This window comes from Geothrix campi (assembly GCF_024609265.1).
Classification (GTDB): Bacteria; Acidobacteriota; Holophagae; order Holophagales; family Holophagaceae; genus Geothrix; species Geothrix campi.
Window position 1 is genome coordinate 172600 of the sequence record NZ_JANHMP010000003.1, and the last position, 17941, is coordinate 190540.

Below are 17941 nucleotides of genomic sequence, written 5' to 3' on the forward strand. Positions count from 1 at the left end.
GGGACAAAAGTTTTCTTGTTTTTTTCGCTTTTTGACTCCATCCTGGAAAGCACCCCTTCCGGAGGACCCCATGGCCGCAGCCGAACAAGATGACCGCCTGAAAGCCCTGTCCCGCACCGTCGCCGACATCGAGCGGGCCTTCGGCAAGGGCTCCATCATGAAGCTGGGCGATCGCATGAGCCCCTCCGAGGGCATCGAGGTCATCAGCACCGGCTCCATCGCCCTGGATGCGGCGCTGGGCGTGGGCGGAGTGCCCAAGGGCCGCGTCGTGGAGGTCTACGGGCCGGAAGCCAGCGGCAAGACCACCCTGGCCCTGCACATGGTGGCCCAGGCCCAGAAGAAGGGCGGGCTGGCCGCCTACATCGACGCCGAGCACGCCCTCGACCCCGAATATGCCCAGAAGCTCGGCGTGGACGTGGCCAACCTCTTCATCAGCCAGCCCGACAGCGGCGAGCAGGCCCTGGAGATCTGCGACCAGCTGGTGCGTAGCGGCGCCCTGGACATCATCGTGGTGGACTCCGTGGCCGCCCTGGTGCCCAAGGCCGAGATCGACGGCGAGATGGGCGACAGCCATGTGGGCCTCCAGGCCCGCCTCATGAGCCAGGCCCTCCGCAAGATGACCGGCACCATCAGCAAGACCCACACCTGCGTCGTCTTCATCAACCAGATCCGCATGAAGATCGGCGTCATGTTCGGCAACCCCGAGACCACCACCGGCGGCAACGCGCTCAAGTTCTACGCCTCCGTGCGCCTCGATGTCCGCAGCATCCAGAGCATCAAGGGCAACACGGGCGATCCCCTGGTGGCCGCCAAGGACGAGGACTCCTCCGTGGTCGGCAAGAAGACCAAGGTGAAGGTCGTCAAGAACAAGGTCGCCCCGCCCCTCAAGGTCGCCACCTTCGACATCATGTATGGCGAGGGCATCAGCCGCACCAGCGAGTTGGTGGAGCTGGGCACCCAGCTAGAGATCATCCAGAAGAGCGGCTCCTGGTACAGCTACAAGGACAGCCGCCTGGGCCAGGGCGCCGAGAACGTGAAGAAGCTCTTCACCGACAACCCCGAGCTGGCGGACGAGGTGGAAGGCCTCATCCGTGAGCGCCTCGGCATGAAGACCGCCGTGGAAGTGTAGACAATCTCGACCTGCGCGCCCTTGGAAGGGGTCGGCAGACGGCGGCGGTCCCCTAAAGGCCGCCGCCGTTTTTACATCCGTCCAGGTTCTCCCATGGGACGAGCCGGGCTATTCCTTATCCTGCACACCCAACCCAGCGCCCCGCAGATGCCTGGGCAGCGGTGCCGCTCCCTGGGCGCTGAATGGGGCGCCGGCGGGAGCCGCGGCCTTCGGGGCAGCGGGCCGGGCGCCGGGCTGGGCACCGGGCTGCGCCTGGAGGGCCTTCATCTGCTCGGCGGTGGCGAACTGTTCCAAACGGGCCAGTTGCTCGGGTGTGGGGAAGCCGTCATAGCGCACCCGGCGGGGGCCCCAGATGGCCACGCCCTCCCCGCGCAACTCGTTGATGCGGGGCAGGGACTGGCGCCAGCAGATGCCCAGCGGCGCGCCCTCTTCGTCGGCGAAGGCGATGAGGTCCGTCTCGGGAAGCAGGACCGGCGCTCCGGCAGCCCAGGTGGCCATGGTGAGCGGCTTACCCTGGGAGGTTTTCAGCATGAGGACCGGGGCTGGGCGACCCAGGGCGGGATCCAGGTCCTTCTCCTGCTGCCGCAGGGCCTCCAGCAGATCCAGGTGCTTGAGTTCCTTCTGGGGAGCGGACATGGGATGGGGATCCTGCAGCCGGGCCGTCACCAGCTTGTCGCCGATGCGCTCCAGCACGGCCAGCTGGAGGACGGGGTCCCCGGCCTGGATGGACCGGCCCACCTCCTCGATGAGCTTGGGCAGCAGGATCTGGGGTGCCGCCAGCAGGGTGCCCGCCGAGGGGATGGCGAGGAAGGGGTGCTGATCCTTGAAGAGGCCGTGCCAGATCTCCGGCAGCAGCAAGCGGGCCGCATCGGCCCCGTCGCGCCAGGGGCCGCGGTAGATGCCCGAAGGCAGCCGCACGAACCCGGCCTCGCTGCGCAGGCGCAGGTGCTCCAGGGCCAGATCCAGGACGTCGTCGGCGGGCTGGTCCCAAATCCGCAGCCAGGCGGTGGGCATCACCACCTCGCCCACGCGGATGCGCTGGCTCAAGCCATCAATGAAGCCCCGGCTCCAGCGGCCCTCGCGCTCGGCCTGCCAGGTGGGCACGAGTTCCGGCAGCAGGTGGTCCTGGGCGTCGATCCAGGGCTCCGGCAGGGGCAGGCCCTGGCGATGCACCTCAGCCAGGGCATCCGCCCAGGCCTCGCGCTCCTCGGGCTTCCGGTGGGCATCGAAGGCTGGAAACAGGGCGGTAAGCCCCGGCAGATCGGTGGACAGACCGCGGGCCTCCAGCAGGACGGCGAGTCCCGGCAGCGGCGCCTCTTCGGCACGAGAACGGAATCGATCGAAAAAGCCCATTTTTGAAGGTCCAATCAAACAATCCATTCTGCCGCAGGAAAGGAATTTATGCTTGTGGAATGGAGCCTCGCGACACTCTGGACCGCCCCCTCAAGGCGCTGCGCATTTCGGTCACCGACCGCTGCAACTTCCGCTGCACCTACTGCATGCCCAAGGATGTCTTCGGGCCGGACTACACCTTCCTGCCCCGGGAGGCCCTGCTCAGCTTCGAGGAGATCACACGGCTGGTGCGGGTTTTCACCGCCCTCGGGGTCACCAAGGTCCGCCTCACCGGAGGCGAGCCCCTCATGCGCCGCGAGCTGCCCGCCCTGGTCCGGATGCTCGCGGAGGTGCCCGGCCTCGATGACCTGGCCCTCACCACCAACGGGGCCCTCCTGGCCGAGCAGGCCCCGGCGCTGAAGGCCGCGGGGCTCCGGCGGCTCACCATGAGCCTCGACACCCTCCGCCCCGAGCGCTTCCGGGCCATCAGCGACACGGATCTGCCTCTGGAGCGCGTGCTGGCGGGGCTGGAGGCCGCGCGAGCCGCGGGATTCGGCCCCCTCAAACTCAATTGCGTCCTCAAACGTGGCGTGAACGACGACGAGATCCTCGACCTCGCCGCCTTCGCCCGGGAGGGCGGACATACCCTGCGCTTCATCGAATTCATGGATGTGGGCACCACCAATGGCTGGCAGATGGAGGCCGTGGTTCCCGCCACCCAGGTGCGCCAGATTCTCGAATCCCGGTGGCCCCTCGAACCCATGGTGAACGGGGACGGTGCGGTGGCCCGGACCTGGCGCTACCGGGATGGCAAGGGCGAGGTCGGCCTCGTCGCCTCCGTCACGGCCCCCTTCTGCCGAGGCTGCGACCGGGCGCGCCTGTCCGCCGAGGGGCGGCTCTACACCTGCCTCTTCGCGGGCCAGAGCCTGGACCTCCGGAGCTTCCTCCGCGGGGGGCACACGGACGCGAGCCTCGCCTCCCTGCTGGCCTTCCATTGGAAACGGCGGGAGGACCACTACTCCGAGATCCGGCACGGCGCCACGCCCAACCTGCCCAAGGTGGAGATGTCGCGCATCGGAGGGTAGGATCACGGCATGTCCTCCCCCTTCCGGATCACCCTCACTGCCCTCCTCCTGGGCTCGTTCCTCGAGGCCGCGCCACCGGCCCTCCCACCCGCGGCCGTCGTCCACGGCGGGGCCGGCAGCCCCCGTTCCCGCATGGATGGCACGGACCCCGCGGCAGCGAAGGCGCTGGCGGCGCTGAAATCCGGCGCCTCCGCCTTGGATGCCGCCCTGGCCGGCGTGGTGGTGCTGGAGAATGATCCCCGCTTCAACGCCGGCACCGGCGCCAACATCCGTCTCGACGGCAAGACCATCCAGATGGACGCCGCCTGCATGGACGGCGCCACCGGCGGCTTCGGAGCGGTGGCCGCTATCGAGCGGGTGAAGAACCCCGTGTTGGTGGCCCGCAAGGTCATGGACACACCCCACATTCTCATCGTGGGCGAAGGCGCCACGCGGTTCGCCCGGGCCATGGGCTTCCCCGACTACGACCCCACCTGCGCCGAGAACAAGGCCCGCTTCGAGCGCGTGCAGGCCATCCTCAAGGGCTCGGATCCCCGCCAGCTCGAGGCCTGGAAGCGCTACGACTGGAAGAAGGCCTGGAACTTCCCCACGCCCCTGAAAGAGGCTCTCGGCCCCTCAGACACCGTGGGCTGCGTCACCCGCGACGCGAAGGGCCATTTCGCCGCCGCCATCAGCACCGGCGGCACCACCATCACCTTCTACGGCCGCGTGGGGGACGTGCCCATGTTCGGCGCGGGCATCTACGCCGGGCCCAAGGGCGCCGTGGCCTGCACCGGCAACGGCGAGGACATCATCAAGCACCTGGTGGCCAAGACGACCTACGATCTGCTGGCCCAGGGCCTCACCGCCCAGGAGGCCGTGGACCGAGCCCTCAAGGCCTTTCCCCCCGACATCGACCTGGGCCTTATCGCCGTGGGCCCCGCCACCACCGGCGGCGGCTGCAACTACTCCGCCGAAAAGAAGGCCTTCGTGACGGACTACCGCCACCAGATGGCGTGGAGCGTCAGGGAATAGCCGCGCTCTTCAGGGTCGCCGCATCATCTGCGCGATGAGGAAGGCCATTTCGAGGCTCTGGCTGCGGTTGAGGCGGGGGTCGCAGCCGCTGCGGTAGGCGGCGTGGAGGCCCGCTTCGTCGAGGCCTTCGACGCCGCCGGTGCACTCGGTGACGGGTTCGCCGGTGAGCTCGAAGTGGACGGCGCGCAACCTCGAGCCATGGGCGCGGTGCACGTCGGCCACCTCCTGCAGCTCCTGGAGGATGTCGCCGAAGGCCCGGGTCTTGAGCCCCCCCTTGGTCGTCCGCCCATTGCCGTGCATGGGATCGCAGCTCCACAGGACTGGGTGGCCTTCGGCCCGGGCAGCTTCGATGAGGGCCGGGAGGACACGCCCGGCCTTGCCGGCACCGAAGCGAGTGATGAGGGTGAGGCGGCCCGACTGGCGCTGGGGGTCCAGCTTCGCCAGGGTGGCGCGCAGGTCATCGGGCGTCATGGCCGGACCCACCTTGAGGCCGATGGGGTTAGCCAGGCCGCGGATGTACTCCAGGTGGGCACCGTCCAGCTGGCGGGTGCGCTCGCCGATCCAGAGGAAGTGGGCGCCCAGGTTGTAGTGGGCCTGCTTCTCCGGCACCCAGCGCGTGAGAGCCGTCTCGAAGGGCAGGTGCAGGGCCTCATGGCTGGTGAACAGCTCGCCAGTGCGGAGGTGTTCGGGCAGGCCGCCCAGACACTTCACGAAGTCGAGGGAGGCCCGCACCTGCTCCAGCGTCTCCAGGTAGTGGCCCGCGTCCTCCCGACTCCAGGGCAGGTCCCAGTGCTCGGGGTTGTGCAGATCCGCGAAGCCGCCGTCCACCAGGGCCCGCAGGTGGTTGAGGGTGGCCGCGGCGCGGTGGTAGGCCTCCAGCAGGCGCCGGGGGTCGGCCTCGCGCTGATCCGGATCGAGTCCATTAATGAGGTCCCCGCGGTAGACCGGCACTCGGCGGCCATCCACCACCTCCGTGTCGCCGCTCCGGGGCTTGGCGTACTGGCCCGCGATGCGGCCCAGGTGGACGACGCCCGTGCGCCCGCCATGGGTGATGAGCACGGACATCTGGAGCAGCACCCGGAGCTTGTCCTGGATGATGGCGCCGCGGCAGTCGGCGAAGGCCTCGGCACAGTCGCCGCCCTGGAGGAGGAAGCGTTTCCCCGCGGCGGCCTCGGCGATCAGGCTGCGCAGGTGGTCCACCTCCTCGGCCACCACCAGGGGCGGCAGCTCCCGCAGCTCCACCAGAGCGGTCTCCACGGCGGCGGCATCGCGGTAGCGCGGCTGCTGAGCCGCGGGTCGGCCGCGCCAGGAATCGGGAGTCCAGTCCTTCGCCATCGCCGCTGTGGTCATCGCGCCACCTCCGCGGCCCTGGGATAGCTGCCCAGCACCTTGAGCGAGGCGCAGGCGTCCCGCAGTTCGACCAGGGCCTCGGCCATGGCGGGCTCTTCCGCATGGCCCTCCACATCGAGGAAGAACGCGTACTCCCAGAGCTTGCGCCGGGTGGGCCGGCTCTGGATGCGGCTGAGGTTCAGGCCCCGGCGGGCCAGGGGTTCCAGCAGGCGCAGCAGGGCGCCGGGGCCGTCCTGGGCCATGGCCAGCAAGGTGGTGCGATCGCGGCCCGTGGGCTCGGCGGACTTGGGCCCCAGCACCAGGAACCGGGTGGCGTTGGCCGCCAGATCCTGGATCTTCGTTTCGGCCACCTGCAGGCCGAAGAGGTCCGCGGCCAGCTCCGACGCCACGGCGGCGCCCTCAGCGTCCTCCCGGGCCAGGCGGGCGGCTTCGGAGGTGGAGGGCGCCTCGACGCGATCGGCCTGGGGCAGGTGCGTCTCCAGCCAGCGACGGCACTGACCCAGGGCCTGGGGATGGGAGTAGACCCGACGCACGCCGCCCAGATCCAGGCCAGGCCGCAGCAGCAGGGCCTGATCCACGGGCAGGAGGATCTCGGCGCAGATGCGCAACGGGCTGTCGAGGAAGGCGTCCAGGGTGGTGTCCACCGCACCCTCAGTGGCGTTCTCCACGGGCACCACGCCGTAGTCGGCGCGCTGACGTTCCACGGCCTGGAACACCGCCTGGATGGTGCCCTGGGGCAGGGCCTGGCCCGAACCGCCGAACTGGTGCCGGGCCGCCAGGTGGGTGAAGGTACCCTCGGGGCCCAGGAAGGCCACCCGCAGCGGCTTCTCCAGGCTGAGGCAGGCGCTCATGATCTCCTGGAAGACCGTGCGCACGGCCGCCGGGGGGAAGGGCCCGGTGTTTTCGGCCTCCAGGCGGGCCAGCACCTCCCGCTCCCGGGCCGGGGCGTGGAAGAGCGCCTCGGGCGCGGCGGCCCCTTTCAGACGACCCACCTCCGCGGCCAGGGCCGCCCGGCGGTTCAGCAGATCCAGCATCTGGTCGTCCACGGCGTCGATGGCCTGACGGAGGCCGGGAAGGGATGGGAGCTCAGTCATGGGCACTCCTGGAATGCAAAAACCCCCGAGCCTTGTGGGTCTCGGGGGCGATGGCGGAAGCGGTTCCGGATTCTAGACGCCGCCTACCCTCGCACCCGAGGTGCGAAAGCTAAAGGGGAAGAAGCGGCGGGAGGTAGTCATCGCGGTCTAGACACTTTGACGGAAAAGGCCTTGATCTGCAAGGGATTCAGGCGCCCAGATTCGCCAGCACCTCGGCCAGGCAGGCCGCCCAGGTTTCGTCGGGCGTCTCTTCCAGGAAGAACTCCACGGCATGGCCCGCGGGCCGGGCTTCCGGGTGCAGGGTCCAGGCTTCGAACAAGGCATCCAGGGGTGCGGCGTCCAGGGGGTTGTGCCGGAACTTGTGGGATTTGCGGGTGCGGTCTGGATCCGGGCCCCGCAGGCAGACGCCCTCGCGCCGAGTGGCCACGAAGGTGAAGGCCTGCACCCACTTGCCATCCATGAACTGGTTGAAGTGGAGGAAGGCGCCGTGGTGGCTGCGGGAGTGGTCCAGCACCCGGTGCTTCCCGCGCCACTTGGCCACCCACAGCGTCAGCAGGGCCGCGAGGCGGGCCCGTTCGGAGGGGTGCTTCAGGCAACTCTGGGCATAGGGCAGGAATTCATCGAGCAGGTCCACAGGTGAGGCCTCCGGGGCTTCCACCCTACCGCAGGCCGGGAATCCATGGTGGCCGGCCCCCACTCAAAGACCGTTACCATGGGACATCCCCGGCCCCCATGCTTCCGCCCCTGCCATCGCCTCCGACTGCCTCCAAACGGCCCCCTGCCCGCGGGCCGGAGCGGCTGGCCGCAGTTTTGTTATTGGTGGTGGGAGGGACCCTGCTGGTCTGGGGGACGGCAGGCCGCAGCGTGGGCGGACATCCCCCGCCCCGGCTCCTGTTCATGGGCGGAGTGGCCCTGGTCCTCTCCGTGGTGGCGACGCTCCGATCCCGCGTGGACCGGAGGTCGGCCGCCTCGGCGGCGTCCCCAACGCCCCTGGTATCCGGGACAATCCTGGTGGTGGACGATGAGCCCATCATCCGGGATCTGGCTCGCATCGCCCTCGAGCAGGGCGGTTTCCGCGTCCTGGAGGCCCGCGATGGCCTGGAGGCCGTGGAGCTGTTTAGGACCGGCCGCGAGGCGGTGGATCTGGTGCTGCTCGACATGATCATGCCCCGCATGGGCGGTGCCGAAGCCTTCCGCTTGATCCGTCACCTGGCCCCGGGTGTCCCCATCCTCCTCACCAGTGGCTACACCCAGGTGGAATCCCTGGAGGGCCTGGCCGACCTGCCCCCGGACGGTTTCCTCCAAAAGCCCTTCCGAGTGCGGCAGCTGGTCACCAGGGCCCGGGAAGTCCTGGGCGGCCAAGCCGGAAGATATACAACCAAATAATCCATACAGAATGGTAAATGCCTTAGCTAAGTCCTTGTGATTCAAGCCTCCTGTGGCATGAGTCACAAGTGGTCCCGATTAGGTTTTTAGACACAGAAATCCCTCCCAGGTCGTCGCATGCTGAACGGATCTGGAGGCGTCCATGTCCGACACGGCCAATCAGCTGATCACCGCCGAGAATCTGCCCGCGCCGCACTGGCATGCCACCCATCAGGAGGCCCAGGAACGGCTCACCCGCATGGCGGAGGCCCTGGGGGCCGGGGATTGGAAGGCCGTGGACCTCGGTGCCAAGTGGATCTTCGAAGTGCTGAAGCCCCACAACGAGGCCGAGGAGCGGGAGCTCTTCCCCTTGCTGGAGGAAATCGGGGCGGAAGCCCTGCTCCAGCGCCTCCAGGAGGACCACCGCCAGATGTGGGACCTGGACCTGCAGCTGCTGGCCGAAATCAACGAGGGCCAGGTCCGGGCTCCCCGGTCCCTCACCTTGCTGGGCCAGCGCCTCGTGGACCTGATCCGCGACCACATCGAGACGGAGGAGAAGCTCATGCTGCCCCTCCTCAAGGGCAAGTCCCTGTACTGGTCTGAGGACGAGACCCAGGACGGCTACCTGATCCTCGAGAAGAAGCTCATCGCGCCCGAGACCTGGTCCTTCATCGTGCAGGCGCCCCAGGTGGCCCGGGGCCGCAAGCCCGGTCAGTTCTTCATGGTGGCCCCCTTCCCCGAGAGTGAGCGCATCCCCCTCACCCTGGCGGGCGGTGACGCGAAGAAGGGCTACATCCACTTCATCATGCAGGAGGTCGGCGCCACCACGAAGGCCATGGGCCGCCTCAGCGCCGGCGACCGGTTCTACGCCGTGGCCGGCCCCATGGGCACCCCCACCGAGCTGGTGGAGGAGGGCACCATCGTGCTGATGGCGGGCGGCTACGGTTCCGCCGCTATCCTGCCCGCTGCCGAGGCACTCCACGCCCAGGGCCGCCGGGTCATCACCATCCTGGGCGGCCGCAGCAAGGAGCGCGTGCTGCTGGCCGACGAGCTGGGCGCGGCTTCCGCTGAACTGATCGTCACCACCGATGACGGCACCCTGGGTCGCCAGGGCCTGGTGACCGACGCCCTCAAGGATGTCATCGCCCGGGAGAAGGTCGCCCAGGTGGTGGCCGTGGGGCCCCTGCCCATGATGCGGGCCGTGTCCGACCTGACGAAGCCCCACGGCATCTTCACCCTGGTGAGTCTCAACGCCCTCATGGTGGACGGCACAGGCATGTGCGGCGGCTGCCGCGTCAGCGTGGGCGGCCAGACCAAGTTCGCCTGCTTCGACGGCCCCGACTTCGATGGCCACCAGGTGGACTTCAACATGCTCCGCATGCGGTCCGACTGGTACAAGCAGGAAGAGAAGGACATCTGTGAGCCCGACCAGTGCAAGATCGGCCGCGTGGCCGCCACCGGCCCCGTGGACTACTCCAAGTACCTGAACGACCCCGTCACCGAGCTCGACTGGCAGAACCTCGACCTGCGCGCCATCAAGCCCAGCCAGAAGATGAAGATCCCCCGCCAGGAGATGGCCTGTCAGCCGCCCGAGCTGCGCGTGTGCAACTTCGACGAGGTGAGCCTGGGCCTGTCGCCCGAGCAGGCCAAGCTGGAAGCCGCCCGCTGCATCATGTGCAAACACCCCGCCTGCATCGAGGGCTGCCCGGTGAGCATCAACATCCCGGCCTTCCTGCAGCAGATCGTCAACGAGGATCCGCAGGCCGCCGCCCGGGTCATCAAGGAAAGCTCCTCGCTGGGCTCCGTGTGTGGCCGCGTCTGCCCCCAGGAGAAGCAGTGCGAGATCAAGTGCGTGGTGGGCATCAAGGGCCTGCCCGTCTCCATCGGCCGCCTGGAGCGCTTCGCCTGTGATTCCATGCTGGGCTCCACGGAGCTGCCCCCCGTCGAAGCCCCCACGGGCAAGCAGGTGGCCGTCATCGGCGCGGGCCCCGCGGGCCTCACGGTGGCCGGCGAGCTCATCAAGAAGGGCCATCGCGTCACGGTCTACGACGCCCTCCACAAGCCCGGCGGCGTGATGCTCTACGGCATCCCCGAGTTCCGCCTCCCCAACAAGGTCGTGGACCAGGAGGTGGAGACCCTCCGCCGCCTGGGCGTGAAGTTCGTCATGAACACCCTCGTGGGCCGCAGCATGACCCTGGATGACCTCCGCCAGGAGAACGACGCCATCTTCATGGGCACCGGCGCCGGCCTGCCCAAGATGATGGGCATCCCGGGCGAGGAGTACAAGGGCGTCTACACCGCGAACGAGTTCCTCACCCGCATCAACCTCATGCGCGCCGACCTCTTCCCGGAGTACTCCACCCCGGTCACTGTCGGCAAGCACGTCATCATCGTGGGCGCGGGCAACACCGCCATGGACGCCTCCCGCGCCGCCCGCCGCATGGGCGCCGAGCATGTGACGGTGGTCTACCGCCGCACCGTGAAGGAATCCACGGCCCGCAAGGAGGAGCTCGAACACGCCCAGGAAGAGGGCGTGGAGTTCAAGTTCCTCACCACGCCCGTGCAGCTTCACGGCAACGACAAGGGTTGGATGACCCACGCCGAGTGCGCCGTCATGGAACTGGGCGAGCCCGGCCCCGACGGCCGCCGCAGCCCCAAGATGACGGACGAACGCATCATGATCCCCTGCGACACCCTGGTGGTGGCCCTCGGGTTCGACGTGAACCCGCTCATCGCCCAGACCGACAAGGGCCTCAAGACCCTCAAGGGCGGGGTTGTTGTGGTTGACAATGAAACCGGCGAGACCTCTCTTCCCGGCGTCTTCGCCGGGGGCGACGTCATCACCGGCGGTGCCACGGTCATCCTGGCCATGGGCCAGGGTCGCCGGGCCGCCGCCGCCATCCACCGCCGCCTCATGGGGGAGCCCCAGGTTGCGGTCTGACCACTCGACCGGGTTGTGATGAATATTGACCCATCCATCAGATATGATGGCCGTGCTGTATTGCCTGTCCTGAAATGCCATTGCCTGTCCTGAAATCTATCTTCGGATGCGCCCCGCGTGCCACCCCCGGAAGGAGCGAACCATGACCCAGCGAGTGATGAAGACCCTGGATGGGAACGAGGCCACCGCCTCGGTCGCCCATCGCCTCAGCGAAGTCATCGCCATCTACCCCATCACGCCCTCCTCGAACATGGGCGAGTGGGCGGATGAGTGGAGCTCCCAGGGCAAGACCAACGTCTGGAAGACCATTCCCTCGGTGATCGAGATGCAGTCGGAGGGCGGCGCCGCGGGCGCGGTCCACGGCTCGCTCCAGGCCGGCAGCCTCACGACGACCTTCACGGCGTCCCAGGGCCTGCTCCTGATGATCCCGAACATGTACAAGATCGCCGGCGAGCTGACGCCCTTCTGCATGCACGTCACCGCCCGCACCCTGGCCGCCCACGCGCTCAGCATCTTCGGCGACCACTCGGACGTGATGGCCTGCCGCCAGACCGGCTTCGCCATGCTCAGCTCCGAGAGCGTGCAGCAGGCCCACGACTTCGCGGCCATCAGCCACACGCCGCCACTCTGCGCAGCCGGGTGCCCATCCTCCACTTCTTCGACGGCTTCCGTACCAGCCACGAGATCGCCAAGATCGAGATCCTCAACGACGAGGACCTGCGCCACATGGTGCCCGACGAGCTGGTGGCCAAGTTCCGCAAGATGGCCCTGACGCCGGATGCCCCCGTCCTGCGCGGCACCGCCCAGAATCCCGACACCTTCTTCCAGGCCCGCGAGGCCTGCACCCCGTTCTACGCCGCCTTCCCCGCGATCGTGCAGCAGGAGATGGACCGCTTCGGCGCCCTGACGGGCCGCAACTACCGTCTCTACGACTACTATGGCCACCCTGAGGCCGAGCGCGTGGTCGTGACCATGGGCTCGAGCTGCGACGTCACCCACGAATACGTCGATTGGGCCGTGAAGCAGGGTGAGAAGGTGGGCGTCCTGAAGGTCCGCCTCTTCAGGCCCTTCGCCATCTCCGAGTTCGTCCGCGCCCTGCCCGCCTCTGTGAAGAAGCTGGCCGTGCTGGACCGCTGCAAGGAACCCGGCGCGCCCGCCGACCCCATGCACCTGGACGTGATCGCCGCCCTGCGCGAGGGTCGCGAGGAAGGCCACACCAAGCTCGATCCCATCGTCGTGGGCGGCCGCTACGGCCTGTCCTCCAAGGAATTCACCCCGGCCATGGTCAAGGCCATCTACGACAACCTGGCCCAGGACAAGCCGAAGAACCACTTCACCATCGGCATCATGGACGATGTGAGCCACAGCTCCCTGCCCTACGACGCGAGCTTCGACGTGGAGCCCAGCGACGTGACCCGCGCCCTGTTCTACGGCCTCGGCGCCGATGGCACGGTGGGTGCGAACAAGAACTCCATCAAGATCATCGCGGAAGAGACCCCCAACTACGGCCAGGGCTACTTCGTCTACGACTCCAAGAAGTCCGGTGCCATCACCATCAGCCACCTGCGCTTCGGCCCCCGCCCCATCAAGAGCGCCTACCTGGTGACCAAGGCCAACTTCATCGCCTGCCACCAGACCAGCTTCCTCGAGAAGTACGAAATGCTCGAGCCCGCCGCCCCCGGCGCCACCTTCCTGCTGAACACGCCCCACAGCGCCGAGACGGTCTGGGACACGCTGCCCCGGGAAGTGCAGGAGGCCATCGTCGAGAAGCAGCTCAAGTTCTACGTGATCGATGCCTACGAAGTGGCCAAGAACACGGGCATGGGCGTCCGCATCAACACGATCATGCAGACCTGCTTCTTCGCCATCTCCGGTGTGCTGCCCCGCGAGGAGGCCATCGAGCAGATCAAGAAGGCCATCAAGAAGACCTACGGCAAGAAGGGCGATGCGATCGTCCAGCAGAACTTCCTGGCAGTGGATGAGACCCTGGCCCACCTCCATCAGGTGAAGGTGCCCGCGGCCGTCACCTCGTCCCGCATGCGGCCCCCCGTGGTGCCCGACGAGGCCCCAGACTTCGTCAAGCGCGTCACCGCCGTGATGATGGAGGGCAAAGGCGACCTTCTGCCCGTCAGCGCCTTCCCCGTGGATGGCACCTGGCCCCTGGCCACCACCAAGTGGGAGAAGCGCAACATCGCCCTGGAGATCCCCGAGTGGGACGCCTCCATCTGCATCCAGTGCAACAAGTGCGCGATGGCCTGTCCCCACGCCGCCATCCGCGCCAAGGTCTACGATCCGTCCGAGCTCGAAGGCGCTCCCGCCACCTTCAAGGCCGTGGATTACAAGGGCGCCGAGTACAAGGGCCAGAAATACACCATCCAGGTGGCCCCCGAGGACTGCACCGGCTGCACCCTCTGCGTGGAAGTCTGCCCCGCCAAGGACAAGAGCAATCCGAAGCACAAGGCCATCGACATGGTGGCCCAGGCTCCGCTGCGCGAGCCCGAAGCCGCCAACTTCAAGTTCTTCCTGGACCTGCCCGAGGCCGATCGCACCAAGGTCAAGCTGGACGTGAAGGGCAGCCAGTTCCTCGAGCCGCTCTTCGAGTTCTCCGGCGCCTGCTCCGGCTGCGGCGAGACACCCTACATCAAGCTGCTCACCCAGCTCTTCGGCGACCGCACCCTGATCGCCAATGCCACGGGCTGCTCCAGCATCTACGGCGGCAACCTGCCCACCACGCCCTACACCGTGAACAAGGACGGCCGCGGCCCCGCCTGGGCCAACAGCCTGTTCGAAGACAACGCGGAATTCGGCCTGGGCATGCGCCTCTCCGTGGACAAGCACCAGGAATTCGCCCTGGAGCTGATGCACCGCCTGGCCGCCCAGCTCGGCGATGAGCTCATCACCGGCATCGCCACCGCGGACCAGACCTCCGAGGCCGGCATCAAGGCCCAGCGCGAGCGGGTGGCGATCCTCAAGCAGAAGCTGGCGGCTCTCAAGGAGCCCGAAGCCCGCATGCTGAACGACCTGGCCGACTACCTGGTCAACAAGAGCGTCTGGATCGTGGGCGGCGACGGCTGGGCCTACGACATCGGCTACGGCGGCCTCGATCACGTCCTCGCCTCCGGCCGCAACGTGAACGTCCTGGTGCTCGACACCGAGGTCTACTCGAACACCGGCGGCCAGGCTTCCAAGTCCACGCCCATGGGCGCCGGCGCCAAGTTCGCCATGGCCGGCAAGAGCATGCCCAAGAAGGACCTGAGCATGATCGCCATGACCTACGGCGGCATCTACGTGGCCAAGGTCGCCTTCGGCTTCCGCGACGCGCAGACCGTGAAGGCCTTCCAGGAAGCCGAGTCCTACAACGGACCCAGCCTCATCCTGGCCTACAGCCACTGCATCGCCCACGGCTACGACCTGGCCCACGGCGCCGACCAGCAGAAGCTCGCCGTGGACTCCGGCCACTGGCCGCTGTTCCGCTTCGATCCCCGCCGCCTGGAGAAGGGCGAAGTGCCCCTGCAGATGGATTCCGGCGCGCCCAAGGTCCCCATGCTCCAGTACGTCCGCAATGAGACCCGCTACCGCATGATCGAGCAGCAGAACCCCGAGCACTTCCAGAAGCTCATGGCTCAGGCCCAGCTCGACACCACCAACCGCTACTCCGTCTACGAACAGCTCGCCAAGCTGTCCGTCACGGCCAAGGAAAGCTGAAGGGAGACGCCATGAACCTCTCCACTACCTACCTCGGCCTCAAGCTGGCCCATCCGTTGATGGCGGGCGCCTCGCCCATGGTCGACGACATGGGCATGGTCAAGCGTCTCGAAGATGCCGGCGCCTCCGCCATCGTCATGCACTCGCTCTTCGAGGAGCAGATCACCCGTGAAGAGCAGGGCACGATCATGGACATGGAGCTCAGCGCGAATACCAGCGCCGAGGCCCTTTCCTTCTTCCCGAAGGCCGACGAGTTCCGCCTGGGGCCCGAGAAGTACCTCGAACAGCTCCGCCGCATCAAGGCGGCGGTGGCCATTCCGGTCATCGCCTCCCTGAACGGCACCACGCCCGCGGGCTGGCTGCACTACGGCAAGCTCATGGAGGAGGCCGGGGCCGATGCCCTGGAGCTCAACGTCTACTACCTGGCGACGGACCCGAAGGAATCCTCCGCCGCAGTCGAGAAGCGCACCCTCGACATCGTGCGCACCGTGAAATCCCAGGTGAAGATCCCCGTCGCCGTGAAGCTTTCGCCCTTCTTCTCCTCCCTGGCGCACTTCGCCGTGGAGCTGGAGGCGGCGGGCGCCGATGGCCTGGTGCTCTTCAACCGGTTCTTCCAGCCCGACATCAACGTGGAGGAGCTGACTGCCGAACCCAGCCTGCAGCTCTCAGGCCCCGAGGATCTGCTGCTCCGCCTGCGCTGGCTGGCCGTGCTGCGCAACCACGTGAAAGGCAGCCTTGCCGTCACCGGCGGCGTCCACGACGGCATCGGGGCCCTCAAGGCCGTCATGGCTGGTGCCGACGCGGTGCAGATGGTCTCCGCCCTCCTGATCCATGGGCCGGAACGCCTGGCCCAGACCCGCGCCGACCTGGCCGAGTGGCTGGAGGAGCACGAATACGATTCCCTGGCCCAGGCCCGGGGTAGCATGAGCCTCCAGAAATGCCCGAACATCCAGGCCTTCACCCGCGCCAACTACATGCGCATCCTCAATGGGTGGAAGGCATAGATCTGGTTTTTTCTCACGAGACCCCCGGTCCGCCGGGGGTCTCGCGCATTGTGAAAGAAATCACACTCTTTGGATGTGATTGACCTGAAGATCGTCTATCATTCAGGATCGAATCATCTTCCATTCCTGTGTAGGTGACCATGCTCCCACTGTCCCAATCCTCCGGTTACGCAGTCCTGGCCATGAGCTGCCTCGAGGATCCCGGCGGCAAGCCCACGCTGGTGGTGGACGTGGCCGCGCGCACCGGCTTCCCCCGTCCCTACCTCTCCAAGATGATCCACAAGCTGGCGAAGGTGGGCCTGGTGATGGCCAAGCGTGGCAACAAGGGCGGTGTGGTGCTGGCCCTGGCCGCAAAGGAGATCACTCTCGACCTCATCGCCGAGGCCGTGGACGGCGCCGAGTGGCGCAACCAGTGCCTCCTCGGCTTCAAGGAGTGCAGTGACGAGCGGGCCTGCCCCGCCCACACCTTCTGGAAAGCCGAGCGCGACCACATCCACCGGTGCCTGAAGGACATCTCCCTGGAAGAGATCCGCACGTTCGAACAGCACAGCCGCACCTGGCGCCTGGCGGATGCACTGCCCGAAAAGAAGCTGAAGCCCCGGCCCAAGAAGGCGGCTAAGCCCGCCGCGACCAAGGCTCCCGCCCGCAAGCCCGCCGCCGCGAAGACGGCCGCCAAGAAGGCCTGACCGGCAAACCACCTTCCCCACAAGCAAAGGGCGCCCAGGCGGGCGCCCTTTGCTTGTGGTGCCTGTCGACGTTCAGGCGAGGCCGTGGTCGGCGCGGAAGCGCTCCACCCCGGGATCATGGTGGCGGGACATGTCCGCCAAGGTGACTGAACGCAAGCGCACCAGGATCTCGGCCAAGGTTTCCTTCCAGTATTCATGGAGGACGCAAGGCGTCTCTTCCGAGCAGCCCGCCAGGCCCACCAGGCAGCGCTTCCGCCAGGACACACCGTCGATGGCCTCGGAGAGATCCTCGAGCGTGATCTCTGCGGCGGGCTTGGCCAGGACCACGCCGCCGTGATGCCCTCGCCGCGCATTGACCAGGCCCTTCTTGGCCAGTTTGTGGACGAGTTTCGACAGATAGGATCTCGGAATGCCGGTGTAGTCCGCCACGGACTCCACCAGGACGGGTTGGCCCCCTGGTTCCTGGAGGCAGCGCATGGCGCGCAACGCGTAACCGGTGGTCTGGGAAAGGGGTAGCACACACACCTCCAGGCAAGGGGGCTTTCGGAGTCTCTTCAATGAGGATCATCCGGTAATCTAACGAGTCAACCACCCTTGTGACTTGCGTCACCATCTGCGTGCTGATTGGAAAAGATCTGCAAATGGACCCCGGGTAAGGAGGCCCGGCTGTCTCACATTCCCGGCGGGCCGAGGCCATGACAATGGCTTCCATCCCTGGGCCGATCCGCCTCAGGGTGGGAAGCCCGGCAGCCTGAATCTAAGGAGACAGAACCCGCGAACCGCGGCTTCTCCGATCCGGCCAGGATCGGCCGAGCCGCGTTCGGCGGGGTTGCTAGCGAACCGGGCCCGATTGCTTGGCGACGACCCGGTCCTTGATCTTCGCGTAGACCTCGGCGGAGACGATGTTGCGCGTGAGGAGGTGCGCCTTGGAGCGGTAGGGCCGCCCCGCCACGATCTTGGCGGCCAGCTCCTCCGGGATGCCCAGCATGAAGCCCAGCTCGTTCCTGGTGGCGCTGTTGATGTCCACGGGCTTCAGCTTCCCTTTCGCCCTGGCGTTGGTGGCCGGCGCCTTGCCCTTCATGGCCGGCGAGCCTTGGGCCGTCACCGGGAGCCCAGCGGTCAACAGGAGCATGCCGGCGGCCAGGGAGGTCCGGATGAGGCGGATCGTCATGGGTGTCTCCGTGAAGGGGTGCCTGAATCCCCGGAAAAGAAAAACACAAACACGACCCGGATACG

13 protein-coding genes and 1 pseudogene are annotated in these 17941 nt (G+C 67.4%); 8 read left to right on the forward strand and 6 right to left on the reverse strand.

The genetic code is table 11. The features are described from left to right. Nucleotides 1-70: 70 nt before the first annotated feature. Nucleotides 71-1129, forward strand: coding sequence for a recombinase RecA (gene recA, locus NOV65_RS12635; protein ID WP_257306826.1), 1059 nt, complete (start codon nucleotides 71-73; stop codon nucleotides 1127-1129). A gap of 108 nt (nucleotides 1130-1237) precedes the next feature. Here the strand turns inward: recA and NOV65_RS12640 are convergent, their stop codons facing one another. Then, nucleotides 1238-2482: a hypothetical protein gene (locus NOV65_RS12640; protein ID WP_257306827.1), complete on the reverse strand. Its 1245-nt coding sequence runs from the start codon at nucleotides 2480-2482 to the stop codon at nucleotides 1238-1240. A gap of 59 nt (nucleotides 2483-2541) precedes the next feature. Between NOV65_RS12640 and moaA the strand changes: the two genes are divergently transcribed. Continuing rightward, on the forward strand, nucleotides 2542-3546 hold the full coding sequence (moaA, locus tag NOV65_RS12645; RefSeq protein ID WP_257306828.1) for a GTP 3',8-cyclase MoaA: 1005 nt from the start codon (nucleotides 2542-2544) through the stop codon (nucleotides 3544-3546). A gap of 9 nt (nucleotides 3547-3555) precedes the next feature. Then, nucleotides 3556-4560, forward strand: coding sequence for an isoaspartyl peptidase/L-asparaginase (locus tag NOV65_RS12650; protein WP_257306829.1), 1005 nt, complete (start codon nucleotides 3556-3558; stop codon nucleotides 4558-4560). A gap of 9 nt (nucleotides 4561-4569) precedes the next feature. Here the strand turns inward: NOV65_RS12650 and NOV65_RS12655 are convergent, their stop codons facing one another. The 3 genes from NOV65_RS12655 to NOV65_RS12665 all read right to left on the reverse strand — a co-directional run bounded on the left by NOV65_RS12655 (nucleotide 4570) and on the right by NOV65_RS12665 (nucleotide 7638). Then, nucleotides 4570-5910, reverse strand: coding sequence for a 3-deoxy-7-phosphoheptulonate synthase class II (locus NOV65_RS12655; RefSeq protein WP_257306830.1), 1341 nt, complete (start codon nucleotides 5908-5910; stop codon nucleotides 4570-4572). Next, nucleotides 5907-7004 (reverse strand): prephenate dehydratase, encoded by a 1098-nt coding sequence (pheA, locus tag NOV65_RS12660; protein ID WP_257306831.1) that lies wholly within the window; start codon nucleotides 7002-7004, stop codon nucleotides 5907-5909. The genes NOV65_RS12655 and pheA overlap by 4 nt, the downstream gene beginning before the upstream one ends. A gap of 187 nt (nucleotides 7005-7191) precedes the next feature. Next, nucleotides 7192-7638, reverse strand: a complete 447-nt coding sequence (locus NOV65_RS12665; RefSeq protein ID WP_257306832.1) for a hypothetical protein — start codon at nucleotides 7636-7638, stop codon at nucleotides 7192-7194. Nucleotides 7639-7823: 185 nt separating this feature from the next. Between NOV65_RS12665 and NOV65_RS12670 the strand changes: the two genes are divergently transcribed. The 5 genes and pseudogenes from NOV65_RS12670 (at nucleotide 7824) to NOV65_RS12695 (ending at nucleotide 16705) form a co-directional block, all read left to right on the forward strand. Continuing rightward, on the forward strand, nucleotides 7824-8390 hold the full coding sequence (locus NOV65_RS12670; protein WP_257307284.1) for a response regulator: 567 nt from the start codon (nucleotides 7824-7826) through the stop codon (nucleotides 8388-8390). Nucleotides 8391-8532: 142 nt separating this feature from the next. Further along, nucleotides 8533-11310: an NADPH-dependent glutamate synthase gene (gene gltA / locus NOV65_RS12675; RefSeq protein WP_257306833.1), complete on the forward strand. Its 2778-nt coding sequence runs from the start codon at nucleotides 8533-8535 to the stop codon at nucleotides 11308-11310. A 142-nt stretch (nucleotides 11311-11452) separates the two neighbouring features. Then, nucleotides 11453-15015, forward strand: a pseudogene (nifJ, locus tag NOV65_RS12685) (pyruvate:ferredoxin (flavodoxin) oxidoreductase). An 11-nt stretch (nucleotides 15016-15026) separates the two neighbouring features. Next, complete coding sequence (locus NOV65_RS12690; RefSeq protein WP_257306835.1) at nucleotides 15027-16019, forward strand: dihydroorotate dehydrogenase-like protein; 993 nt, start codon at nucleotides 15027-15029, stop codon at nucleotides 16017-16019. 140 nt (nucleotides 16020-16159) lie between these two features. Then, the gene (locus NOV65_RS12695; RefSeq protein ID WP_257306836.1) at nucleotides 16160-16705 is read left to right on the forward strand and encodes an RrF2 family transcriptional regulator; all 546 of its coding nucleotides are present in this window, start codon (nucleotides 16160-16162) and stop codon (nucleotides 16703-16705) included. 72 nt (nucleotides 16706-16777) lie between these two features. Here the strand turns inward: NOV65_RS12695 and NOV65_RS12700 are convergent, their stop codons facing one another. Together NOV65_RS12700 and NOV65_RS12705 are read right to left on the reverse strand one after the other, a co-directional pair. Then, entirely contained in the window at nucleotides 16778-17224 is a 447-nt protein-coding gene (locus NOV65_RS12700) for an RrF2 family transcriptional regulator (protein WP_257306837.1), read from the reverse strand. Between the two features lie 313 nt (nucleotides 17225-17537). Next, complete coding sequence (locus NOV65_RS12705) at nucleotides 17538-17876, reverse strand: ComEA family DNA-binding protein (RefSeq protein WP_257306838.1); 339 nt, start codon at nucleotides 17874-17876, stop codon at nucleotides 17538-17540. Between the last annotated feature and the right edge of the window lie 65 nt (nucleotides 17877-17941).